Genomic DNA, 25,998 nt, shown 5'->3' with positions numbered 1-25,998 from the left:
ATATAATGAAAATCATTATCATTTCTGATATTATAATATCATATTAGAAATATACTGTCAACCGATTATTTTTTTTCGAATATTGATATTATAAGTATGTATGTTAAAATAATAAGATATATTTATGTTTTTTAAAATAATAGTTAAGGAGAATAAAGAGTATGAGTATAGCAGCTTTTTTTGATATTGATGGTACTTTATATAGAGAGGGTCTTATAACAGAGGTATTCAAAAAACTGGTAAAATATGAAGTAATACCTGGAGAGAGATGGTATAAGGAAGTTAAACCAGAATATGAAAAGTGGGATAAAAGAGAGGGAAATTATGATAATTATCTTTTAAAGATTGCTGGTATATATATTGAAGCTATAAAAGGTCTTCACAGATCTCAAATAGAATTTATAGCCAAAAATGTAGTTTCACAAAAGGGACATAGGGTGTATTCTTATACTAGGGATATGATAAAATGGCATAAGGAGCAGGGACACAAGGTTATAACTGTATCCGGAAGCCCAGTGGAACTTGTAAGGGAGATGGCTGTTAGATATGGATTTGACGATTATGTAGGAGCTGTGTATATTATAGATAGTAGGGATATTTATACGGGAGAAGTTGTTCCTATGTGGGATAGTGTTAGCAAGAAAAAAGCCATACAATTATTAGTTGAAAAATATGGTATAGATTTAGCAAAAAGTTATGCATATGGGGATACTTCAGGAGATTTTGCAATGCTTAATATGGTTGGAAATCCTGTCTGTGTAAATCCAACCCGAGAACTTTTGAAAAAAATAAAAGATAATAGTGTTTTAAGCGAAAAGGCAAAAGTAATAGTAGAAAGAAAAGATATGATATACAAACTAGAAACAAAGTGCATAAATGATATATAAATTGTTTATGTTTTAAAATGAATTGGAGAAGAGTGATAAAGTGATAGAAAGACTTAATGATGTTGGTGTTGAAATGCCTATGACAGAAAGTTCACTAAAAGTAGAGAATAATAACTGTGTTTTTAAAGATTCTATATTTTTTGATTTAGAGCATTATATATATAAGAAACCAATATGTATAGGAGTATTTGGATGTTGCTTTTATGATTACAAAAATCAAATTTTAAAAGTAACTCAGTATATGATAGAAAACAGCAAAGATGTAAGAGATATACTTGATTTAGCAAGAAGTTACTTTGAAACTATGATTGAAATGGGAAAAAAATATATAGTGACTTTTTCAGGTAACAATGATTTTACAGTAATAAACTATCTTTTTGAGAAATATGGTATAGAATTTAATATAAAAGATTATTTTATAAGTATAGATTTGCAAAAAGAATACGAAAAAGAAATGCATAAATCCATAGGGCTAAAAGCACTGGAAAAAGAATTTGGAATAAATAGGGAAAACGAAGTAATAAGTGGTTCAAATTTGGCTAAAACCTTTAGTAAAATAGCAAAAGATGATGAATATATAAAGAGAATGCCTGAAATGAAAAAACAAAAAATATTATTATATAACGAGCAGGATGTAGTAAGCTTATTTGGTATATATACAAAGTGGAATGATGTTTTTGCAGGCTCTGCTCAAAATATATAGAAGACTTATGCAAATATAAGATAAAATGAATTGAGGTGGCTCATTTGATGTTTACACCTATAAAGAGTACAAAGGTATATGAACATGTAATAGTGCAAATTGAAAATATGATTATGGATGGTACTTTAAAAAGGTGAGACAAACTTCCTTCCGAAAGAGAGTTAGTTGATAACTTTAAAGTTAGTAGGACTTCTATAAGGGAGGCTTTAAGGGCACTTCAAGTTATAGGACTCATAGATAGCAGGCAGGGGGAAGGAAATTTTATAAAACAAAGCTTTGAGGATAGTTTGTTTGAACCATTGTCCATAATATTTATGCTCCAAGGTGGGAAACCTGAAGAAATAATGGAAGTTAGAAAAATTATAGAAGTGAGGACAGCAGCTATAGCTGCAGAAAAAATAAATGATGAGCAGCTAAGTAATCTGGAGAGATTAGCAAATGCTTTCAAAACTTCTAAAGATGAGAAAGATAATGTAGAACTTGATAAACAATTTCATTATCAAATTGCCCAGGTTACTGAAAATTTTTTGATAAAAAATATTTTAAATTCAATGTCTTTTTTAATGGATTCCTTTTTAAAAGAGGCTAGAAGTAAGATATTAGTAGATGAAGGAAACTTATCAGTACTTGCAGCACAGCATATTAAAATATGTGAAGCTATTAAAAACCATGATGCTGCAATGGCTTCAGAAGAAATGAAAAAACATTTAGATTTTACGGATAAGTATATTAGAAATAATATGTAGTGATCTGACAAATGTAAAAAAAGCCTTTTGCTTAAATAAAATAGTTAACTTATTAACGTTAATAAGTTAACAGCTAGTACACTATAATATGAAAATTAGGGTACAGATAAAAATTTTTATCTGTACCCTAATTTTATGAAAACGTTACGACCACAACATAATTTAATTAATTCAATTTATTATAAGTAATGTTAACAATATAACAATTGTAGAAAAATTGAAATGATTATGCTAATATAATGTCAAAAGTGGTATTACCATAATACCAATAAGGTTTTTTCAAGGGGGATTAAAATGAACAATTATTTACTTTTTCTTATTGCACTCATACCAATTGTTTGGCTAATGGTATCACTTGGGGCTCTAAAAATCCCGGGACAAAAGACATGCCCTTTCACATTAGTTGTTACTATGATTTTAGCTATAATTGTATGGAAAATGCCAATTTTTAATGCAATTACAGCGGCACTTGAAGGTGTAGCTCTTGCAATATGGCCTATTATGATTGTCATTATAGCTGCTGTCTTCACCTATAATATTACAGTTTATACTAAAAGCATGGATGTAATAAAAAAAATGATGACAGGAATTACTACAGATAAAAGAATATTAGTTCTAATTTTAGCCTGGGCCTTTGGAGGATTTATGGAGGCTATAGCAGGATTTGGAACTGCAGTTGCCATACCTGCAAGCATACTGGCAGGACTTGGATTTGATCCTGTATTTGCAGCTATAATATGCCTTATTGCAAATACAACGCCTACTGCTTTTGGAGCAATAGGAATCCCTGTAACAACTCTTGCAAAAGTTGCAAATATTAATGTAACTCAGCTAAGTTATGCAGTAGGACTACAGCTTGTAATTTTAATTGTGGTTGTTCCAGTTGTACTAGTAATGCTTACAGGAAAAAGTGTGAAAGCCATAAAGGGATTTTGGGGAATTTCCCTTGCATCAGGAATTTCTTTTGCAGTTCCGCAGCTTTTAGCTGCAAAATATCTTGGAGCTGAGCTTCCAGCTATACTTGGATCTGTTTGCTGTATGATAGTTACAATTGCTGTAGCTAAAATATTTTATAAGGATACTGCTGATAAGCAAGCAGAAAAGGTTTCCACAAAAGAAGGAGTACTTGCATGGATGCCTTTTATACTGGTATTTCTATTTGTAATATTGAGCAGTGCACTGTTCCCACCAATAAATAAGGCGCTGTCTTCTGTAAAAACTTCAGTACTTATTTATTCGGGAAAAGGAGGATCACCTTATACATTTAACTGGCTGTCAAATCCAGGAACCTTAATTATAATAGCTACATTTATTGGTGGACTTATCCAGGGTGCTAAGATTACTGAAATAATTGGAGTTCTGGGAAGTACCTTTAAGCAGATGTATAAATCAGCTATTACTATAATTGCCATAGTAGCTCTTGCAAAGATAATGGGCTACAGCGGGATGATAAAGTCCATATCAATTGTTTTAGTAGCAGCTACCGGAAGATTTTATCCACTTATTGCTCCTATAATTGGTGCACTTGGAACTTTTGTAACTGGAAGTGATACTTCAGCTAATGTACTATTTGGAGGACTTCAGGTTGAAGTTGCCAAATCGCTTGGATTAAATCCGTACTGGCTTGCAGCGGCTAATACTGGAGGAGCAACAGCAGGAAAAATGATTTCACCTCAAAGTATAGCAGTTGCAACAGCGGCTACTGGACTTGTAGGGCAAGAAGGAAAAATACTAAATTCAACTTTAAAGTTTTGCATAGTTTATGTAATTGTTTTAGGGATTATTGCTTATTTTGCAGGACCTATATTTGGATTTAATTAGATTAATACTAGGTAATTGCGAAACTCGCTAATAAAAATGAATAAAAGATGTTTAGAAGTTGCAAAAGTATTGTTAGAAGTTTAAAGACAAATTTTTATGATTTGAAATAGCCATATTGATAAAAAAGGGCGCACGAAATAAAGCAAAGTTGGGTTTCTATTTTTTACAAATAAAATTTATGCAATTAATGGTTTTAGGCTTCTAATATATTCATTTTTATGTATTTTATTTGCTACAATAACTGTTATTAGCTGAGTTATACCGGCTAGAAGTAAGTCAGAATGAAGCGTTAGCTCATTTTGTGTCTTACGATCCGCAACGCAATAACTGCCTTTGAAATGGTTGATGTTTTTCTCGACAGCAGTCCTGATTTTATAAGTGTTTTCCCATTGGAGAGTTCCACGAGTAGTTCCAGGATATGCACGAAGATTCTTTTCAGGATAAATGTAAAACATTCTGCCGCAAGAAGATTTTGTACATGGATTTTCACATAGAGTTACACGTTTGCTCTTTTTAGTTTTTTTATTGTATACCCATTTCATTTTGGGACATACGAATTTCATTGATGGAATTCCAGAACGTAAGTGTGTTTTACTGCCTTCTCGTTTCATTGGAAGCGAATGGTCATAAGGACAGCATGGAATACCATTTTCATTTAAAGGGCAGTCGAATTCTTTTGATGCAAGTTTAGTTTTTAATGGAATGAATGCCTTTTCAAATTTCAAATCATGCAAAAGGTATCGATAAATCAGAATGCTGTCAAAAGCAGCATCACCTAAAAAGATTTTTGGATTTATCAAAGGATGTTTTGCAAAGAAATCCATAAGAACAGGTATAAGAGCTTTAGAATCAGCAAGAGATTTATCTTCATCCGGTGAATCAGATTTTTTCTCAATAACAATATCAGGATGTGCTTTTAGAAAATCCTGATTGTAAAATGAAATATCTCTTACAATACCAAGTCCGTTGGTTACAATGCCAAATTTAAAAGCATAGCAAAAATGACCGTTAATGTACATTTGTTGAATGGCCGGATTAGCTGAAGCGTGTGGAGGCATAGAACCATAGGCAGCTTTATAAGGATCATAAGAATCATCTAAAGCATGTACTTTCTTAAAAGTCTTAAGCTGTTTTATGATGCGGTTAGCATACTTAGGGTTGTTTTCAGTAACAAAAGCTTCGATACCAGAAGTATCAAAAATAGTCATAGAAGCAAGTTTGGGGTCAATTTGCTGGCATATTGGTTCAGTAATATCAACGAGATTATCAAATATCAATTGTAAGTCCAGAATAAAATCCTGTTTAAAACGTGTGAATTTAGAAGCATCAGGGACTTTAAGGAAACCGCAGAAATCCCTTAACTCTTGAGAATATTTAAGAAAAATAATCAAAAGGGAATCCGTAGGAATAGAAAAAATGTGCTGCAAAATCAAAGCACGGAGCATGGCGTAAAGACTGTATTTACGGGGCCTTCCAGTAGAAGCATAAAAATGATTTATGAAGGAAGCAGGGATTAAATCATCAAGGTTAATAGTATTTTCAAGTAAAGAAAGAAACTGAGGCTTGTTATTTTCAAATTTTTCTTTGCAATCAGAAAAAATATCTGCCAAAGAAAGCTGTTTATATGGTATCATAAATATATAACTCCTTTCTGAGGTATATGGTGATTTTGTTTCTTTGCAATTCAATTTTACCATAAATCAGTGAGGAGTTATTTTGTTTTGTAACAAAAAATACACCGCATTTATACGGGTTGTAGCGTTTCGCAAACGCCTAAGATTAATACTTACGAAAGGAGAATTTGATTATGTCTAAAGTATGTTTACCTTATAGTAAAAAGACAATTGAAATTCAAATTGATGATAAAAATTTAGTTGGAGTTTTAAGATCAAGGGCAGAACATTACAAACCTCAATTTGGGGAAGCAGAAATAGTTGAGAGGGCACTTGATAACCCAATTGCTTCATCTAAATTGGAGGATTTAGTAAAGGGTAAAAAGGATATGGTTATAATAACTAGCGATCATACAAGGCCTGTACCAAGTAAAATAATAACACCAATACTTTTAAAAAGAATAAGAAAGGTAAATCCAGATATTGATATAAAAATTTTAATAGCAACAGGATTTCACAGGGCTACTACTAAAGAAGAACTTATAGCTAAATTTGGAAAAGATATAGTTGAAAATGAAAATATAATAATACATGATTCTAGAGACGAAGAGAGCCTTGTTAAAATTGGAACACTTCCATCAGGTGGAGATCTCATAATAAACAAAATTGCTGCTGAAACTGAACTTTTAATGGCAGAAGGTTTTATAGAATCTCACTTCTTTGCAGGATTTTCAGGAGGAAGGAAGAGCATTTTGCCTGGAATAGCTTCTGCAAAGACCATAATGGCAAACCATTGTTCTGAATTCATAGCAAGCCCTTATGCAAGGACAGGTAAGCTTAACAATAATCCTATACACAGGGACATGTTATATGCTGCAAAAAAAGCAAAGCTTGCATTTATAGTAAATGTAGTTATAGATGAAGATAAGAAGATAATAAATGCTTTTGCAGGAGACAGTAGGATTGCCCATGAAGAGGGATGTAAATTTGTGGAGGATTTATCTAAAGTTGATAAAGTCCAAGCTGATATTGCCATTTCGACAAATGGAGGATATCCACTGGACCAAAATATATATCAGTCAGTTAAAGGCATGACTGCAGCTGAAGCTACTTGCAAAGAAGGCGGTGTAATAATAATGGTAGCTGCCTGTGATGATGGCCATGGCGGTGAAGGATTCTATAATAATTTGGCAAATGTAAATTCTCCAAAGGAGTTTTTAGAGAAAGTTTCTAAAGTGCCTAGAGGAGAAACAGTACCTGATCAATGGGAATCTCAAATACTTGCTAGAATATTAAGTACACATACTGTAATAATGGTCACAGATATGTGTGATCCTGAAATTATAAAAAATATTCATATGCAGCATGCTTCAACTATTTCTGAAGCTTTAACTAGAGCATATGACATTATGGGAAAAGATGCTAAGGTAGCAGTTATTCCTGATGGAGTTTCAGTTATTGTAAGTTAATTTATAAATTCATATAAAAATTTTGGAGGTAACTTAAATGGATATATTAGTATGTATAAAACAGGTACCAGGAACTTCTAAAGTTGAAGTTGATCCTGTAACTGGTGTTTTAAAAAGAGAAGGGATAGATTCCAAAATGAATCCTTATGATCTATATGCACTTGAAACTGCACTTAGGATCAAAGAAGAAAAAGGAGGAACAGTAAAAGTTATAAGTATGGGACCTCCCCAGGCTGCTGAAGTTATAAAAGAAGCTTATATGATGGGTGCAGATGAAGGTGTGCTTCTTTCAGATAGAAAATTTGCAGGAGCTGATGTACTTGCAACTTCCTATACTATTGCTCAAGGAATAAAGAAAATGGGACATATAGATTTAATATTATGTGGAAAGCAGACTACAGATGGAGATACTGCACAAGTTGGACCTGAAATGGCTGAATACTTGCAAATACCACATATAGCTAATGCACTTAGCATAGAAAAGGTTGAAGAAAAATCAATGGTAGTGAAAATGGATATGCCAAATACAGTTGAAGTAGCTGAAATAAAATATCCTTGCCTTTTAACAGTGGAAAAAGATATATTTCAGCCTAGACTTCCATCGTATAAAAAGAAACTTGAAACCAAAGATAGAGAAGTAAAAGTATTTGGATACAAGGATTTTGAAGATAAAGATGAAAATAAATATGGATTAAATGGATCTGCAACCCAGGTAGAAAGAATATTTCCACCAGAAGTGAATAATGATAAAGAAATGTGGAAGGGAAATGGAATTGAACTTGCAGACAGACTTTCACAAAAACTTAAAGAACTTAAATTTATCTGATGGCTACCTACTGTAACACTCCCACTTCTATCAAAGTGGCAGCTAACAGTAGCTACGCCCCTAGATAATTCATCTAAACTTAGTGGGAGAAACAAGCTCCCACTAAGTAAGATTCATTGATAGATTAAAATTTCAAGGAGGAATTGATATGGGTAAATTAGTAATAAATGAAAATAAGCTTACTCCTTCAATTATAGAAGAATTGGTTGGAATATGTCCATTTGGAGCAATGGAAAATAAAGATGGAAAATTAGAAATAAGTGCTGCTTGTAAAATGTGCAAGATGTGTGTGAAAAAAGGACCTTGTGGGGTAGTTGAATTTATAGAAGATGAAATTAAGCAAATAGATAAAAGTTTGTGGAAGGGAATAGCTGTATATGTAGACCATGTAGAAGGAAATATACATCCTGTAACCTATGAACTTATTGGAAAAGCAAGGGAGCTTGCGGCTAAAATAAAACATCCTGTTTATGCAGTATTTGTTGGATGCAATATAAAAGACAAAGCAGAAGAATTGCTCCATTATGGTGTAGATGAAGTATTTGTATATGATTATAATGAACTTAAAGATTTTAGAATAGAGCCTTATACTGCAGCTCTTGAAGATTTTATAAACAAAGTAAAACCTTCTACATTTTTGGTTGGTGCAACTACAGTTGGAAGGTCACTGGCACCTAGAATAGCAGCTAGATTTAGGACTGGGCTTACAGCTGACTGTACTGTACTTGACATGAATGAAAATACAGATCTGGTTCAAATAAGACCTGCATTTGGAGGAAATATAATGGCTCAAATATTGAATCCAAACCATAGACCACAACTTGCCACTGTTAGATATAAAGTCATGAATGCACCTGATAGATCAGAAAAAATATCAGGTAAAATAACTGTAGAATCTATGGACAAAAATAAACTTAAATCGGATATAGAAGTATTAAAAATAATCAAGAAGAAAATTGAAGAGGAAATATCTGAAGCTGATGTAATAGTTGCAGCAGGAAGAGGAGTTAAATCCGAGAAAGATATGGAACTTATAAAAGAACTTGCCAGTTTAGTTGGAGGACAAGTTGCTTGCACAAGACCTCTTATAGAAGCAGGATGGTTAGATGCAAAGAGACAGATTGGTCTTAGTGGAAGAACAGTTAAACCAAAACTTATAATAACTTGTGGTATATCCGGTGCTATACAATTTGTAGCAGGAATGAACAATTCAGATTTGATTGTTGCAATAAATAAAGATCCAAAAGCTCCTATATTTAATGTAGCAAACATAGGGATTGTAGGAGATATATATGATATTATACCTAAACTTATAGAAAATATAAAGTCTGGTAAAAATTTGTGTGAAGCAATTTAAGACATATTTTAGTTTGGAGGAAATGATATGGAAAAGTGTATTGAAAAGTATAAAAAATTGGACAATACTGATATAGATTTTTTAATAGATTTGCTTGGAAAAGATAGAGTTTTTGTTGGAGAAGACATAAACTCAGATTACAGCCATGATGAATTAGGAGGTGTAAGTAAATATCCTGATGCAATGGTAGAAGTACTGAGTGCACAAGAAGTATCAAATATAATGGCCTATGCATATAAAAACAACATTCCAGTAGTGGCAAGAGGGTCAGGCACCGGTCTTGTTGGTTCATCTGTTCCAATAGAAGGTGGAATAATGATAAATTTAACAAAGATGAACAATATACTTGAATTGGATGAAGATAATCTTACATTGACATTAGAACCTGGAGTCCTTCTAATGGATATAGGCAAATTTGTAGAAAGTCATGATTTATTTTACCCACCAGATCCTGGTGAAAAATCTGCAACAATTGGTGGAAATGTAAGTACTAATGCAGGAGGAATGAGAGCTGTTAAGTATGGAGTTACAAGGGATTATGTAAGAGGACTTGAAGTAGTTCTCCCTAATGGAAAGATCTTAGAATTTGGTGGGAAAATTGTAAAAAATAGCTCCGGTTATAGCATAAAGGATTTGATATGCGGTTCAGAAGGTACACTAGGAATAATTACAAAGATAATATTGAAACTAGTTCCACTTCCTAAAAAGTCAATAAGCCTTCTTATACCATTCCCTGACTTAAATAGGGCTATAAGCACGGTACCTAAGATAATAAAGTCAAAAGCTGTACCTACTGCTATAGAATTTATGCAAAGAGAAGTAATACTTGCAGCAGAAGAATTTTTAGGCAAGAAATTTCCGGATAACTCTTCAGATGCCTATTTACTCCTTACGTTTGATGGAAATAGCAAAGATCAAATAGAAGGAGATTATGAAAAGGTAGCAGATATATGCTTAAAAGAAGGTGCGCTTGACGTATATATTACAGATACTGATGAAAGAAAGGAATCCGTTTGGTCTGCAAGAGGTGCTTTCCTTGAAGCTGTTAAGGCAACTACTACAGAGATGGATGAATGTGACGTTGTAGTACCTAGAAATAGAGTAGCGGAATTTGTTAAGTACACAAATGAAGTTCAAGATAAATTTAATATTAGAATAAGAAGTTTTGGACACGCAGGTGATGGAAATTTACACGTTTATATTTTAAAAGATGACTTGTCAGAGGATGAGTGGCATAAGAGATTAAGCGGTGTATTTGACTGTCTGTACAAAAAATCTGAAGAACTGGAAGGTGCAGTTTCAGGAGAACATGGAATAGGATATGCTAAAAAGAAATATATAAGAAGACAATATGGAGAAGAGTATATTGAACTTATGAGAAATATAAAACTTGCATTTGATCCTAAAAATATACTAAATCCAGATAAAGTATGTGAATAGTTAGAGGGAATCTCTAAAGAAAATTTGACATATGCAGCGGGATATACTGTCAATTTGAACACCATTAAGACTTATGAAAAAGTTTTTAAATGTGTTTTGAATTTTGGCAGTATATTTTTGTATAAGTTTAAATTGCATTCTAAAATTTAAGTCCTTATTTGATATTCCAATTGGAACTAATAATTCTTGTCCTTCAGATATTTGATGTGGCCCAAATATATTATTAGACATTGCAAGCATTCCAGCACAAATTCCGAAATGATGTGCTATAGTATATAGTGTATCACCATGTTTAACTTTATAAGTTATCATGAAACTTCTCTCCTATAGAATAATAAATCTTCTTTATTATTCTATTCGTTACCTTATTAAGTAGTTACAAAGAAGCGCTGGAAAACGAATAACTAAACATTTGAATATTAACTGATTTTTGTTTTTATATCTAAGGATACTTAATATAAAAAAGGCTAATCCTATAATAGTATAAGTATAATAAGAAAGGTATGAGTTTATGGATGGAATTGATTTAATGATTGAGGAACATAAAAACATAAAAAGAATGTTAGTTGTTATTAGAAAAGAATGTTTAGGTATTATGAATGGAAAAGAAATTGATTACGGGGATTTTGAAAAGATAATTGACTTTGTAAGAAATTATGCAGATAAAAATCATCATGAGAAGGAAGAAAAAGTCTTATTCAATAGAATGATAGATGAGATTGGAGGAGCAGCTGAGAAATTAGTTAAGTTTGGAATGCTTGTTGAACATGACTTTGGAAGACTATATATTAAGGAGCTTGAGGAAGGAATTGCTAGGGTTAAGGTCGGTGACAATGAGGCCAAACTTGACGTAATTGCTAATGCTATATCTTATACACATTTATTGAATAGGCATATAGATAGGGAAGACAATGTTGTTTATTCTTTTGCCAAGAGAGAACTTTGTGAAGAAACATTAAATAAAGTCAATATAGAATGCGATAAATTCGAAGAAAAAATGTATAGAGATGGTGTTCAGACTAAGTATATTCAGATATTAGAATTGCTTGAACAAAAGTACAAATAAGATCTAATTACTTATAAAAATTAACTGTAGTTTTATTAACTATGTCTAAAAAGGCAAGAAAATGAAATAGTAAATTATTTAATGTGAAGTTTCTTTAAATACTGTCGTTGTCCACCCTTGCAAATTATAAATTGAAGGACACACACATCTTTAATTGACATAAATCTTAATAAGCTATAACATATGTATTGGATTTCTATCAAATATACTTTGTATAATGTTTCCTTTCCTCAATAAACTGCATATGTAGAGACAGTGGCAAAGCAATATAAAAAATAAAAAAGAGGAGTAATATTATGGATGGAACGATACGAAAAAATATAAAAGTAGGAATAAAAGTCTTAGTTGTACAAAAACAAGATCAGCGTTCTGGGAAATTAACTGAGGGTGTAGTACAAAGGATACTTACAAACTCACAGGTTCATCATCGAGGCATCAAAGTTATGTTTGAAGGTGGTATTGTAGGAAGGGTTAAAGAAATTAAACATGAGATTAGATAAATTTTTAGCAGAATCATCCCTTGGAAGAAGGAAAAAGGTTAGGACTTATATCAAAGAAGGTATGGTTAAGGTAAATGGAGACGTAGTAACAGAACCAGCAGTAGAAATTAACGAAAGTTCTGATGTTATTGAATATCTTGGTAAGGTAGTTACTTATACTGGAAAAGTATATTATATGTTTAATAAACCTGCTGGTTATATTACTGCAAGGAAAGATAAAGTTCATAAAACAGTATTTGATTTTTTTAACGATGTTAACATGAATGGAATATTTCATGTTGGAAGATTAGACAAAGATACAGAAGGATTATTGCTTTTTACCAACGATGGTGAATTTGAACATCAATTAATGTATCCCCAAAAGCATGTTGAAAAAACTTATTTTTTTTGGGCTTTGGGTTCTTTAGACGAGGAAGATAGGAAGCAATTAGAGCAGGGAATTTACATAGGGAAAGGTAAAATACTAACGAAGCCTGCAAAAATAGAAGTGCAAAAATGTGGAATATATAAAGAGTTTAAACATGAAATGCCTGCTCGAAATTTACATAATATAGATTCAGACCAGTATAACCAGCCCGTTGTTTCTGGATATCTTACTATTTCAGAGGGACGTAAGCACCAAGTGAAGCGCATGTTAAAGGCAGTAGGCTGCTATGTGGTGTATCTAAAAAGAGTTTCCATTGGAGGGTTACTGTTAGATGAATCATTGGAAAAGGGCCAGTATCGGTTCTTGACAGAAGTTGAAATTCAAAAGTTATTATTAACGATTTAATTAAAGAAATTAAAGAAAAGTAGAATTCAACAACAATTAAATATCAAGTGTGAAAAAGTATGCTAAAATTGCTTAATTAGCGTGCTTTTTTTTACTTTCAATCAGTTATAACTTATTTATCCGATGACTACCTGCTCTAATACTCCCACTTCTCCAAGTTGGAGTAAAGAGCAGTTACGTCCCTGGATAACGATTTCTAAGCATCAGGTGGAGTTCAAAACTCCATCTGATGCCAAGAACTCTGTTTATGATATAATAAAAGGATTGAAAAATTTAAATTTATAGGGAGAAGTTATGTTAACTGAAGATGCATTGTTACAAATATTTAATGAACAAACTACAGGTGAAAATTATTTAAAAGGTCACAGAGTTCTAGACAATGATCTAGTGTCCTCCATAGATATAATAGATGAAGACAAATTAATTTGTATAGAGGGAAATGTGATTTCAGAAAATCTTTTTAACGAATACAATACTAAGATTGAAATGGATATGGGTAATAAAAGCATTTTTTCTACATATTGCAGCTGCCAGGATTATGAAAAAAATGAATTTAAAAAAACAAACTACTGCTGTAAACATCTCACAGCAACTTTTTATAAGGCTCTAGGGGATTTAGTTCAGCATGAAGCTTTAAAAGATGATGATATAAATAGTATATTTAAAAATAAAAGTAATGTTTTATCTTTGCTTTTAGGAGATGAAAAAGATAAGGAAGAATTAAAAATAGAGGTTTATATAAATAAAAACCAATGGAATGGTAATATAACAGCTGAATTTAAAATAGGGGTGAAGTCCACAAGTTCAAGTAACCTCTATGTTTTAAAGGATATAAATCATTTTTTTACATGCTATTATAATAACGTTCCTATAAAATATAGTAAAAATTTTACCTTTGATATAAAAAAGCAAAAGTTATCCACTAAGGATAAGAGACTCATTTCCTTTATAGAAACTTTGAAGGAAATGGAAAAGGATTATAAATATTTTCGTAAAAAAGGTGACGAATGTGTAAGTGGAAAGTATATTATCATTCCCAAGTATTTAGTTAGAGAATTTTTTGAAGTTATAAAAAAGCATAGAATATATCTAAATGAAGGATTTTTTTCTAGACCTATAGAAACAGAAATCCTATTTGAAAATCCATCTGTGGAGTTTGACTTGAAAACCATAAAAGACAATTATGTTTTAAAATCTTTATCGGGCATGCCAGAGTCTCTTAGCTCTAAAAATGATGTCTTCTTATATGGTTCTACTATATATCTACCAGATTATGAATTCTGCTATAAAATAAGTCCTTATTTGAAGGTATTTAACGAAGCTAGGGTAGTAACTATTGATAAAACTCAGGAAGATACTGTATTAAAAAAGCTCATTCCCAATCTTAATTTTTTATCAGATAGAGTTACTTTGTCAAAGACTATAAGAAATAAGGTAGTAATTGATAAGTGTAAGTTTAACTTCTATTTTAACAAGGAAGGTAAGGACATCACACTTGTTTTAAAAGTTAAATATGGACAATTTGAATTTAATATTTTTGAAGATTGTGATGAAAAGATTATATATAGAGAATCTAAAAGGGAATCTCAGGTTATTGGAATTCTCACCTCACTAGGATTTGAAGAGGTAAATGGGAAATTTTATTTCCTTATGGGGGATGATTATATTTTCAATTTCTTTAAAAATGAAGTATTTAAACTTCAAGAAATAGGGGAAGTTTACTATTCAGAAAACTTTAAAGGCATAAAATCCATAGGAAGTAAAGGTATAAATGGCGATATCAAAACAGGTAAATATAATTATTTTGAAATGAATTTTAAAATAGGGGATATAGATCCAAGAGAAACTACAGGTATATTAAAAGCATTTAGAGATAACCTGAAATATTACAAGCTGAAAAGTGGAGAATATCTTGATCTTGAAGAATTAGAACTTAAGAAGTTTTTAAAACTTTTAGATGCTGTTTCCTATAATAATATAGAAGATAATAATATAAAGATAGATGCAAACAAGGCTATCTTCATTGATGGATATTTGGAAGATAACAATATTACATATATAAAGGGAAAAAAAGAAATAAATAAAATAAGAAATAAATTTAGAAATGTAGACAAATTGGAATTTGAAGTCCCAAAAGAATTACATGCTTCCTTGAGGGAATATCAAAAAGTAGGGTATAAGTGGTTAAAAAATTTAGATTACTTTGGATTTGGTGGAATTCTAGGAGATGAAATGGGACTTGGAAAAACACTGCAAACTATTACTTTTATACTTTCCAGCCAGAAAAGCAAATCTTTAATTATAGTCCCCACATCCTTGGTTTACAATTGGATAGATGAATTTGAAAAGTTTGCGCCTACTTTAAAAGTATTACCTGTTGTAGGAACAAAAGAAGAAAGAGAAACAGATGCTTTTCATATGGGAAACTACGATGTTATTATAACTACATATAATCTTTTAAAAAGGGATTTGAAAATGTACTCTGAAAGAGAATTTGATTACTGTATATTAGATGAAGCACAATATATAAAAAATCCAAATGCTCAAAATACAAAGGCGGCAAAACAAATAAAGGCAAAGACACGGTTTGCTCTATCTGGAACCCCTATGGAAAACTCTCTTATGGAACTATGGTCTATATTTGATTTTATAATGCCAGGTTATCTATATGATAAAAATAGATTTAGTGTAAGATACTATAAAAAGCTTAAAGAGAGTCCTGAGGTAATTGAGGATTTAAATAGACTCATAGCTCCTTTTATACTTAGACGGAAGAAAAAGGATGTTATAGTGGAATTACCTGATAAAATAGAAAAGACACTTATGGTTACTTTAGATGATAAGCAGAAAAAAGTTTATAAAACTTATGCAGATCATGCAGTTGACCTCATTGAAAAAAAAGTAAAAGAGGATAAATTTAAGAATAGTAAAATAGAGATACTTTCCTATATAACGAAACTTAGGCAATTATGTTTAGATCCTAGTATATTAATAAATAATTACAGCGGTGGAAATGGAAAAATGGATGCACTAGTGGAGCTCCTTCATAAAAGTATAGCACAGGGACATAGAATACTTGTTTTTTCTCAATTTACATCTGTGCTTAAAAATATAGGAGAAAAAGTTTCTGGAGAGAAAATTCCATTTAGTTATTTAGACGGTACTATAAAATCAGAAGAAAGAATAAATATAGTAAAAAAATTTAACAAAGGTAAAAATCCAGTGTTTTTAATAAGCTTAAAAGCTGGAGGAACAGGATTAAATTTAACTTCAGCAGATGTGGTAATTCATTTTGATCCCTGGTGGAATACAGCTGTAGAAGAACAGGCTGCAGATAGGACTCATAGAATAGGACAAAAAAATGTAGTGGAAGTTATAAAAATTATAGCTAAAGGTACAATTGAAGAGAAGATAGTACTTCTTCAAAACGAGAAGAAAAAGCTTATAGAAAAATTAATGGAAAGTAAATTGGTGGCAGGTGAAAGTTTAAAAAGTTTTACTGAAGAGGATATACTTGGATTATTTCAAAATAGATAAACAAAGTTATTGGCATCAGATAAATTTTTGTATAGTAATCTTAAAAATTGCATATTTATAATTAAATGAAATTTAGAACAAAGTGCTTTATACATTGATGATATTTGATTTATATGAAGTTTACTAAAAAAATATATTTATTTTTATAAAAAATATTGCATATTTATTTATAAAGTCATATAATAACTACATATTTATAAAGTTATATTACTTTTCACATGGAACTAAAAGGGGGCAAATTATATTGGTACAAGTAGGAATTATTGGAGGAACTGGCTATGTAGGTGCAGAGCTATTAAGACTTTTATCAAATCATAATAAAGTGAAAATATCAGCTGTATCTTCTACCAGTTATAGTGGAAAAACTATTTCTAGTATATATCCAAATTTTTATGGAATAAATGAAATTGTATATGGAAATGAAGATGAAGTTATAGAAAAGAGTGACCTTATTTTTTTAGGTCTTCCAAGTGGATTAAGTGAAAGTATTGTGGAAAAGGCAGTGAAAAAAAATAAAATATGTATAGATATGGGAGCGGATTTTAGATTTAAAAGTGAAACTGCATATAAAAAATGGTATAAAAAAGATTTTGAAATAATGGATTTACACGAGAAGTCCGTATATGGGCTTCCTGAGTTAAATAGAAAATATATAAAAGAAGCAAAAATTATAGGTAATCCAGGGTGCTATGCTACATCTGTTGAACTTGCTCTTCTTCCGCTTATTTCAGGTGGTTTCATAGAGGAAAAAGGAATAATTGCAGATTGTAAATCAGGGGTAACAGGTTCAGGAAGATCATTAAAGGAAGGCAGCCATTTTGTAAATTGCAATGAAAGTTTTAGTGCTTATAAAGTAGCAAATCACAGGCATACTCCTGAAATAGAAGAAAATTTAAGCAGTGTATCAAAAAAAGATGTTAAGTTAACTTTTATTCCTCATTTAATTCCTATAAACAGGGGAATATTATCTACAGTATATACAACTCCTAAGGATAAAATAGATATGGAAAAACTACATGAAGATTACTGTAAATTTTATAAGGCAGAGCCTTTTGTAAAAGTACTTCCTCTAGGAGAAGTAGCAAAAATAAATAATGTTAGGCTCTCAAATTACTGTCACATTTCTCTTCACTACGATGAAGAAAACAATAAACTTATAATGATATCGTGTTTGGACAATATGGTAAAGGGTTCTGCAGGTCAGGGAATTCAAAATATGAATATTGTACTGGGGTTTGATGAAAAGGAAGGACTTAATGCTGTTCCAGCCATTTTTTAATCAAAGGCACATTCAAAAAAATAACTAGCCACAATGCTAGCCTATTTTGAATCTTTGAATTGCTATTTTCTTTTATATACTTAAATTTTAAGGAGGACATTAGAATGAATTTTGAAATTATAGAAGGAGGGGTTACTTCTCCAAAAGGATTTGTATCTGCAGGGATTAGCTGTGGTATTAAAAAAAGAGATTCGAAGGACCTGGCTCTTATAAAATCAATTAGCTCTTGTAATTCAGCAGGAGTTTATACAAAGAATATAGTTAAAGGAGCTCCACTTATAGTTACTAAAAAGCATCTGGAAAATAAAAAAGCTCAAGCTGTGATTGCAAATAGTGGAAATGCCAATACTTGTACTGGTGAAGAAGGATTAAAAAATGCAGAAGAGATGTGTGAATATGTAGCAAGAGAACTTAAAATTGAAAAAGAAGATGTACTTGTAGCATCTACTGGCATTATAGGAGTTAAATTAAATATTGAAGCTATAAAAAATGCAGTACCGGATTTGGTTAAAAAACTAGATAAGGATGGATATAAAGATGCATCCAAAGCTATAATGACTACAGATACTTTTCAAAAAACTATAGCTATAAAATTAGAACTTGGAGGAAAGACAGCAACTATTGGTGTTATGGCCAAAGGATCAGGAATGATACATCCTAATATGGGAACTATGCTTTCTTTTATAACTACAGACGTAAATATAGATCCAGATCTTTTAGACAAGGCTTTGAAAGAGAGTGTACGAATAAGTTATAATAGGGTTTCAGTAGATGGAGATACTTCAACCAACGATATGGTTGTTATACTGGCAAATGGATTGGCTGAAAATCCACTTATAAATGAAGAAAATGAGGATTACAGATTATTTTTACAGGCACTTAAAAAATTAAATGTTGAAGTAGCCAAAATGATTGCAAAAGATGGAGAAGGTGCTACTAAATTAATAGAATGTAAAGCACTAAATGTTTCTAGTGAAGAAAAAGGTGAGATACTTGGTAAATCTGTAATTTGCTCTAACTTAGTAAAAACAGCCTTATTTGGATGCAATGCAAATTGGGGCAGAATACTTGATGCTATAGGATATTCAGGAGTTGAATTTGATATAAACAAGATTCAGGTAACAATGGAAAGTAAAAAAGGAAGCGTCTTAGTATTTGAAAAAGGAGAACCTGTTCCATTTTCAGTAAAAGAAGCAACTGATATATTATCAGAAGATGTAATAGATATAATTATAAACTTTAATTCAGGTAATTATAATGTATGCTGTTGGGGATGCGATCTAACCTATGATTATGTGAAAATTAATGGAGAATATATGTCTTAAAAATAAAATTATTATAATGCATAGGGGGCACGGGAGTTGAATTATAATGAAGTGGCTAAAATTTTAGCAGAATCGCTGCCATATATTCAGAAATATAGAGGAAAAACAATAGTTGTCAAATATGGCGGTAATGCAATGATAGATGAGGAACTCAAAAAATATGTTATAAATGACTTAGTACTTATGAAATGTGTTGGAATAAATTTAGTAGTTGTCCATGGAGGAGGTCCTTTTATTTCATCTTATTTAAAGAAATTAAATAAGGAAAGTGTATTTATAGACGGACTTAGATATACAGATGACGAAACTATGGATATAGTACAGATGGTTTTAAGTGGAAAAATAAATAAAGACCTTGTTAAATTAATTCAAAGCTATGGTGGAAAAGCTATAGGTCTTTGTGGGCTAGACGGGGCTATGATAAGAGCTAAAAAACTTTGCGAAAAAGTGGATTTAGGAAGAGTTGGAGAAATAACTGAAATAAATACTGAAGTAATTAAAAACTCTATAGACAGCGGCTACATTCCTGTAATAAGCAGTGTGGCACTTGCAAATGATAATGAAGGTGTCTACAACATAAATGCAGATACCTGCAGCTATAGAATAGCTTCTGCACTAAAAGCACAGAATTTAATATTGCTTACGGATGTACCAGGAGTAATGACAGATATAAAGGATCCTTCTACACTTATTTCAGAACTTAAGTTAAAAGATATTTCAAAACTATATGATAATAATATTATAAAAGGTGGAATGCTTCCTAAGATAAACTGTTGTGTTGAAGCTATAAAATCAGGGGTTAAAAGTGCACATATTATTGATGGTAGAGTACCTCACTGTCTTTTAGTAGAATTATTCTCTAAGCAAGGTATAGGAACTATGATTTATTAAGGAGGAAAAAATATGAATTATTTAGATTGTGCAAAGGAATATCTTATGAATACCTATAATCATCTTCCTGTAGTGTTTACTCATGGAAAAGGATGTAAGGTATATGATACTTCAGATAAGGAATACTTGGATTTTACATCAGGTATTGGAGTAATGTCACTAGGTTATGGAAATGAAAATTGGATAAAGGCTGTAGAGAACCAGCTTGAGAAAATACCACATACTTCTAATATATTTTTAAATATTCCAGTACTTGAACTTGCCAAGAAATTTACAGAGCTTTCAAAAATGAGCAAGGTATTTTTCTGTAATTCAGGAGCAGAAGCCAATGAAGGAGCTATAAAACTTGCGAGAAAATATAGCTTTGATAAATATGGGAAAGGTAGATCTACTATAATTACATTAAATAAGAGTTTCCATGGTAGAACTATAACTACACTAGAAGCAACTGGACAAGAAAAATTTCATAATTATTTTTATCCTTTTACAGAAGGATTTAAGTATACTGATGTTGATGTTAAGTCACTAGAAGATACTATTGATTCTACTTGTTGTGCTATTATGATAGAAGCTGTTCAAGGTGAAGGCGGAGTAAATCCTTTAAGTAAAGAGTTTGTAAACAAAGTATTTGAAATAGCTGAAAAGAATGATATTTTAGTTATATGTGATGAAGTACAGTGTGGTATAGGCAGAACTGGAAAGATGTATGGCTTTAATAATTATGATGTACATCCTGATATCGTATCTACAGCAAAAGCTCTTGGAGGGGGTCTTCCTATGGGTGCTGTACTCTGCAATGAAAAACTAAAGGATACCTTTAAATATGGAGATCATGGATCTACATTTGGAGGAAATCCAGTTTGTACAGCAGGTGCTATAGAAGTTTTAAATACAATTAGTAAAGAAGGTTTCTTAGATAAAGTAAGTGATAAAGGACAATTTATTAAGGAATACTTTAAAAATAAATCTTCTAAAAATGTAGTAGAAGTACGAGGAATAGGGCTAATGATTGGAGTAGAAATTAAAGGAGAATCTTCAAAGGTACAGAAAAAGGTACTAGAAAAAGGACTTCTTGTTTTAACTGCAGGACCAAATGTAATAAGGCTTCTTCCTCCACTTGTGATTTCAGAAGAAGAATTAGAAAAAGGACTTAACATACTTTATGAAGTTATAGAAAGTATGTAATTTATATTTTTATGCTGCTGTAAAATTATTTTATAGCAGCATATTTTATTGCACATATCAATCATTGTGAACTGTCCATTGCACATTATGAATTCCAGTTAAAAATTCTATAAACGTCTAAAGTAGCATATATAAATATTGAATATTTATTCATTTATAGACGTTTTAAAGATGTATTTAATTTATAATTACAAATATCAAATGAAAATAATCTACAGTAAATTTAAGGAGGCAATTGATATGTCAAAGTTGGTAGAGTGTGTTCCAAATTTTAGTGAGGGAAGAAATAAAGAAATAATAGAAAGCATTGTAGATGAAGTTAGGAAAACTGAAGGTGTTAAACTTTTAGATTATTCATCAGATAAAGACCATAATAGATCTGTAGTAACTTTCTTGGGCGGACCAGAAGAAGTAGAAGAAGCAGCATTTAAACTTATAAAAAAAGCTGCTGAGCTTATTGATATGAGAAATCATCAAGGTGCCCATCCTAGAATGGGAGCTACTGATGTAGTTCCATTTATACCTATTAAAGATGTAACTACAGAAGAATGTGTTGAGATTTCTAAAAAACTTGGAAAAAGAGTAGGGGAAGAATTGAAAATTCCAGTTTACTTATACGAAGATGCAGCTACATCTGAAGAAAGAAGAAATTTAGCTGCTATTAGAAAAGGACAATATGAAGGATTTTTTGAAAAAATAAAACAGCCTGAATGGAAACCAGATTTTGGACCTTGTGAGATGAATGTAAAAAGCGGAGCTACAGTTATAGGAGCTAGATTCCCACTTATAGCATATAATGTAAACTTAGGTACAGATAACATAGAAATAGCTAATGCTATTGCTAAAAAAATAAGATACATAGGTGGAGGATTAAGGTATGTTAAGGCTGTAGGGGTAAAGGTAACTGAAAGAAATATAGTTCAGGTATCTATGAACCTAGTAAACTATGAAAAGACTCCTATATATACTGCACAGGAAATGGTTAGAATGGAAGCTAAAAGATATGGAGTGCCTATTGTAGGAAGCGAAGTTATAGGCTTAGTTCCTATGAAATCTTTGTTAGATTGTGCAGAGTATTACCTTCAAATAGAAAATTTTAGTGTAGATCAAGTACTTGAATCCAGACTAAGTGAATAAACAGAGTTCTTGACATCAGATGGAGTTTTAACTCCACCTGATACTTAGAAATCGTTATCCAGGGACGTAGCTGCTCTTTACTTCAACTTGTGGAAGGGGAAGTATTAGAGCAGGTAGTCATCGGATAAAATTTAACTTAAAAGACTGCAGTTGAGTTTTGCTTGAAAACAACCAACTGCAGTTATATTTCCATAGTGTAAATTAAATTTTCTCCTTTAATTTCATAAGTACGTCAATTTCATAGTTATCTAAAGATTTTTTTAAATAGGTAATACCCATATCACAATAGTTTTTTGCATCTTTAGGGAGATATTCTCTGAATATACTATTTAATTTCTTATTTTCCTTAAGTTGTGTACTTATTTTAGCTTTTACCCGATAAACTAGGCCTATTTCATGAGGGCTCTTTAACATTTGAGAATGAGTATGGGCATCTTTTAGATAGCTTAAAGCCTTAGTGTAATCTTTTTTATTTATTTTTAGTAAAGCCATAAAAGCCTCAGCTATGGAACGTCCCCAAGCTAGATCAAAATGCTTGTATATATTAAGAGACCTTTTAAAGTACTCATTTGCAGCAGCATAATTTCCCATGTCAAAGGCTGTTTCACCTGCATTTATACTAAATATAGCAGTGCTGGACATAACACCTTTACCTTCACACATTTTAATGGCCTTATCGTAGTAGCAAATAGCTTTAGAAAACTCTAAGGAGTGTCTCCTAATTTCACCTATATAATTGTAACAAGCAGCTATGTTAAGTACATATTTGTCCGATGTTATTGCATCTCTAGTAAATATATGTATTGCTTCGTTTAACAGTTTTTCTGCTTCCTTATAATTTCCACACATATTATTATAAAGAGCTTTTAATTTTAATATTATGGCTTTTTCATCCTCATAGTTTTGTTCTTTAGCAATGGAAAGTGCTAGGTTTATGTACATGATCATGTTTTCTACGTTATAAGTTTGAATACAATAATAAATCATTTGTTTATAACCTTCAATGGCATAACTAAGAGCATCTATATTAAGAGCTTTATCTATCATATTTTTTATTATGGAAGTTCCATTTTCGTAATCTCCTATTTTAATTAAGTATCTTCCCTTCATAAGTAGAAATGTTATTTCTAAATCTACAGTTTCCTTGGATCTACTTTGATTTTCAACTTTATTTAAGAGTTTTTCCACTTTCTCTAAACTTTTCAAAGTTTTTTCATCACTAAAGTATAAATTGTTGTACTTATTTTCACCATAATGAAGTACAGGAAAGAGTTCATGGCTGAAACTAAGATATATATTCAGATTTTTCATCCTGTATGTTAGTTCCTTAATACGATTATTAGAATTTGAAAAATGATATATTAATTTATAGTAGGTATTTAGATCATTCTTATCTTTAAGGAGATTTTTCTCCAAAAATTCACCTATTTTATTATGTAAAATTTTTTTTCTAGCCATAGACTGGTTTGAATATATGAATTCTCTAAATTTTTGGTGGGTAAATTTTAAGCTTATATTATTGTCATTTAGTACTTCTTTAAGTATAAATTTGTTTTCCAGTTCTTCAACCACATCAATTATTTCAAGTTCATCCTTGCCAATAATGCTAGCTAATATATTAAGGGGTACTTCGTCAAAAAACATAGAACATATGTTTAAAATCTTTCTCCCTTCCTCAGAGACGTCCAAATATCTGCTCCTTAATATATCTTGCATTTTAGAGGACATTAAGTTTATATTTCCATTGGATTTTATTATATTCATGTATTCAGTTAAAAAGAATAGATTTCCTTCTGTCTCGCTGTATATTTTATTTGCCATTTTTTTAGACAAATTGTAGTTAGGTAGTGCTTTTTTTATGAAATCTTCTGTTTCTATGTGACTGAGCCTCTCTAGTTTAAGTGTATTTAATTTGTTATATCTATTCATGGAAGTCATGAATTTATCCAGATCTTCATTGTATTCATTTCTACAGGTACAGATTAAAATTATATTTTTAGATTCACTTAAGAGTATACTATTTAAAAGAGATAGACTCATTGAATCCAACCATTGAATATCTTCAAAAACTAACATTATTTTTTTATGAGAACTAACTATCCTCAGTATATCTCCTAGAGCATTTCCTATTATTTCATATTTCAAATTATTGCTTTCAATAAGTTTCAAATTACCCGAATAGTTTTTGCTAAACTCAGGAAAAAAGCTAGCTATTATGTTTTCACAAGATAGAGGTATACTTATATTAGTAGTTCTTATTATTTTTGATAATTTTAGTATAATATTATTCCAAGGCTTTAATATGTAGTCCTTTTCAAGGGGATAACAGAAGGTTTCTAAGATAAATATATCATTTTGAGAAATGCCTTCTAAGAACTTTTCTTTAAGTTTTGTTTTACCAATGCCAGCTTCGCCTAGTATCAGAATAGATTTTGCTTGTATTTCATTTTTAAATTTTAGGTAAGCAGCTTCTAAACATTTTAGTTCTTCATACCTTCCAAAAAAGAATTCTTTTGATTTTAAACTGCAATTTGTAAGACTTATTTCATTTAATATTTCGTTAAATAGTTTTTTTGTAGCTGGCTGTGGTTCTACATCTAATTCTTTGTTTAAAATTTCTGAAAGTTTGTGATATACTTCTACAGCTTTATTGCACTTATTGTTATTTTTTAAACTTTTCATAAGCTCTCTGTATGATTCTTCATCAAACTCATCCATTTTTATGAGCATTTTACAGTAGTTTTCTACTTTATTGTAGTTTTTGTTTTCCTTTTCAATAGATATATTTTCTTTTAGTCTATTTGTATATATTTGCTGGAAATGTTCCCTAGTTTCTATCACCCAAGTTTGAAAAGTTTCTGCATTTTTTACATAAAAACCAGTTAAAAAGTGTCCCTTATATGTATTTAAATCATCTTTATTACTCAAGAAATTATCTATATCCGTTTTTATTTCTATATTGGGATTTATCATAACTGTTGACTTCCTTGGCGATATTAATACTTCTAAGTTAAAGGCTTTTTTTATTTTATAAATAGCATTTCTTAAATTCTTTTTTGCTATGTTTTCTTCTTCTTCTGGCCATAGAAGACCAGCTAGCTTTTCTCTTGTACATTCTTTATTAATAATTAAATAACAAAAAAGAGCTTGTACTTTGTTATATGGGAACAAAATTTTTTCATTGTCTATAGTTACATTAAAATTTCCAAACATTTTTACGTATATAATGTTCAATATATCCCTTCTTTCGTAACTCCTCAACCTAGTATATACTATATAATCATTTAGTATATGTATTATATTATAATACAATATCAGCGTAAATTTCCATTGATAAATTAAATTTTGTTCATAATGATTAGAAAAAGTTGAAACTAAAAAATGATCTAACGTCTACAATATAAAAATATTTAAAAATATTTTTTTTATATTGTAGACAAATTT

Annotated in this window: 18 protein-coding genes and 2 pseudogenes; 17 read left to right on the top strand and 3 right to left on the bottom strand. The window is 30.8% G+C overall.

All coding sequences use genetic code 11. From position 1 onward, the window contains the following. The first annotated feature begins 161 nt into the window (after positions 1-161). The 4 genes and pseudogenes from B5S50_RS00750 (at position 162) to B5S50_RS00735 (ending at position 4,157) form a co-directional block, all read left to right on the top strand. Entirely contained in the window at positions 162-887 is a 726-nt protein-coding gene (locus tag B5S50_RS00750; RefSeq protein ID WP_217302838.1) for an HAD-IB family hydrolase, read from the top strand. A gap of 73 nt (positions 888-960) precedes the next feature. Then, positions 961-1,590, top strand: a complete 630-nt coding sequence (locus tag B5S50_RS00745) for a ribonuclease H-like domain-containing protein (RefSeq protein ID WP_217303743.1) — start codon at positions 961-963, stop codon at positions 1,588-1,590. A gap of 47 nt (positions 1,591-1,637) precedes the next feature. After that, positions 1,638-2,336 (top strand): annotated as a pseudogene (locus tag B5S50_RS00740) (FadR/GntR family transcriptional regulator). Between the two features lie 294 nt (positions 2,337-2,630). Continuing rightward, positions 2,631-4,157 carry an L-lactate permease gene (locus B5S50_RS00735; RefSeq protein ID WP_065079222.1) on the top strand — a complete coding sequence of 509 codons (1,527 nt, stop codon included), beginning with the start codon at positions 2,631-2,633 and terminating at the stop codon, positions 4,155-4,157. Between the two features lie 289 nt (positions 4,158-4,446). On the opposite strand, the pseudogene B5S50_RS00730 reads toward B5S50_RS00735, so the two are convergent. Further along, positions 4,447-5,791, bottom strand: a pseudogene (locus B5S50_RS00730) (transposase). 173 nt (positions 5,792-5,964) lie between these two features. On the opposite strand from B5S50_RS00730, the gene larA reads away from it, so the two are divergent. The 4 genes from larA (at position 5,965) to B5S50_RS00710 (ending at position 10,862) form a co-directional block, all read left to right on the top strand. After that, positions 5,965-7,239: a nickel-dependent lactate racemase gene (gene larA / locus B5S50_RS00725; protein WP_217302837.1), complete on the top strand. Its 1,275-nt coding sequence runs from the start codon at positions 5,965-5,967 to the stop codon at positions 7,237-7,239. A gap of 37 nt (positions 7,240-7,276) precedes the next feature. Beyond that, positions 7,277-8,065, top strand: coding sequence for an electron transfer flavoprotein subunit beta/FixA family protein (locus B5S50_RS00720; protein WP_217302836.1), 789 nt, complete (start codon positions 7,277-7,279; stop codon positions 8,063-8,065). Positions 8,066-8,213: 148 nt separating this feature from the next. After that, complete coding sequence (locus B5S50_RS00715; protein ID WP_217302835.1) at positions 8,214-9,422, top strand: electron transfer flavoprotein subunit alpha/FixB family protein; 1,209 nt, start codon at positions 8,214-8,216, stop codon at positions 9,420-9,422. Positions 9,423-9,449: 27 nt separating this feature from the next. Next, positions 9,450-10,862: an FAD-binding oxidoreductase gene (locus B5S50_RS00710; RefSeq protein WP_217302834.1), complete on the top strand. Its 1,413-nt coding sequence runs from the start codon at positions 9,450-9,452 to the stop codon at positions 10,860-10,862. On the opposite strand, the gene B5S50_RS21370 is transcribed toward B5S50_RS00710, so the two are convergent. Continuing rightward, entirely contained in the window at positions 10,863-11,174 is a 312-nt protein-coding gene (locus B5S50_RS21370; protein ID WP_254306655.1) for a LysM domain-containing protein, read from the bottom strand. Positions 11,175-11,373: 199 nt separating this feature from the next. On the opposite strand from B5S50_RS21370, the gene B5S50_RS00700 reads away from it, so the two are divergent. The 9 genes from B5S50_RS00700 (at position 11,374) to ftcD (ending at position 22,554) form a co-directional block, all read left to right on the top strand. Further along, positions 11,374-11,928, top strand: coding sequence for a hemerythrin domain-containing protein (locus B5S50_RS00700; RefSeq protein WP_217302833.1), 555 nt, complete (start codon positions 11,374-11,376; stop codon positions 11,926-11,928). A 296-nt stretch (positions 11,929-12,224) separates the two neighbouring features. Further along, the gene (locus tag B5S50_RS00695; RefSeq protein ID WP_217302832.1) at positions 12,225-12,428 is read left to right on the top strand and encodes a YwbE family protein; all 204 of its coding nucleotides are present in this window, start codon (positions 12,225-12,227) and stop codon (positions 12,426-12,428) included. Further along, positions 12,415-13,200, top strand: coding sequence for a pseudouridine synthase (locus tag B5S50_RS00690; protein WP_217302831.1), 786 nt, complete (start codon positions 12,415-12,417; stop codon positions 13,198-13,200). Before B5S50_RS00695 ends, B5S50_RS00690 begins: the two co-directional genes overlap by 14 nt. A 294-nt stretch (positions 13,201-13,494) precedes the next feature. Continuing rightward, positions 13,495-16,737, top strand: a complete 3,243-nt coding sequence (locus B5S50_RS00685) for a DEAD/DEAH box helicase (protein WP_217302830.1) — start codon at positions 13,495-13,497, stop codon at positions 16,735-16,737. A gap of 244 nt (positions 16,738-16,981) precedes the next feature. After that, on the top strand, positions 16,982-18,016 hold the full coding sequence (gene argC / locus B5S50_RS00680) for an N-acetyl-gamma-glutamyl-phosphate reductase (protein WP_217302829.1): 1,035 nt from the start codon (positions 16,982-16,984) through the stop codon (positions 18,014-18,016). 104 nt (positions 18,017-18,120) lie between these two features. Further along, a complete protein-coding gene (gene argJ / locus B5S50_RS00675; RefSeq protein ID WP_065079212.1) occupies positions 18,121-19,341 on the top strand; it encodes a bifunctional glutamate N-acetyltransferase/amino-acid acetyltransferase ArgJ in 1,221 nt (406 codons plus the stop codon). Between the two features lie 36 nt (positions 19,342-19,377). Continuing rightward, on the top strand, positions 19,378-20,232 hold the full coding sequence (gene argB / locus B5S50_RS00670; protein ID WP_013238802.1) for an acetylglutamate kinase: 855 nt from the start codon (positions 19,378-19,380) through the stop codon (positions 20,230-20,232). 12 nt (positions 20,233-20,244) lie between these two features. Continuing rightward, the gene (locus B5S50_RS00665) at positions 20,245-21,417 is read left to right on the top strand and encodes an aspartate aminotransferase family protein (RefSeq protein ID WP_217302828.1); all 1,173 of its coding nucleotides are present in this window, start codon (positions 20,245-20,247) and stop codon (positions 21,415-21,417) included. A 240-nt stretch (positions 21,418-21,657) separates the two neighbouring features. Then, positions 21,658-22,554 carry a glutamate formimidoyltransferase gene (gene ftcD, locus B5S50_RS00660; RefSeq protein ID WP_013238800.1) on the top strand — a complete coding sequence of 299 codons (897 nt, stop codon included), beginning with the start codon at positions 21,658-21,660 and terminating at the stop codon, positions 22,552-22,554. Positions 22,555-22,755: 201 nt separating this feature from the next. Here the strand turns inward: ftcD and B5S50_RS00655 are convergent, their stop codons facing one another. Continuing rightward, positions 22,756-25,788, bottom strand: a complete 3,033-nt coding sequence (locus B5S50_RS00655; RefSeq protein WP_217302827.1) for a BTAD domain-containing putative transcriptional regulator — start codon at positions 25,786-25,788, stop codon at positions 22,756-22,758. Between the last annotated feature and the right edge of the window lie 210 nt (positions 25,789-25,998).

The organism is Clostridium sp. 001, assembly GCF_019056555.1.
In the GTDB taxonomy this organism is placed as follows: domain Bacteria; phylum Bacillota; class Clostridia; order Clostridiales; family Clostridiaceae; genus Clostridium_B; species Clostridium_B ragsdalei.
Note: the sequence above shows the minus strand (reverse complement) of the source record. Positions and strands in the feature narration are given on the sequence as shown.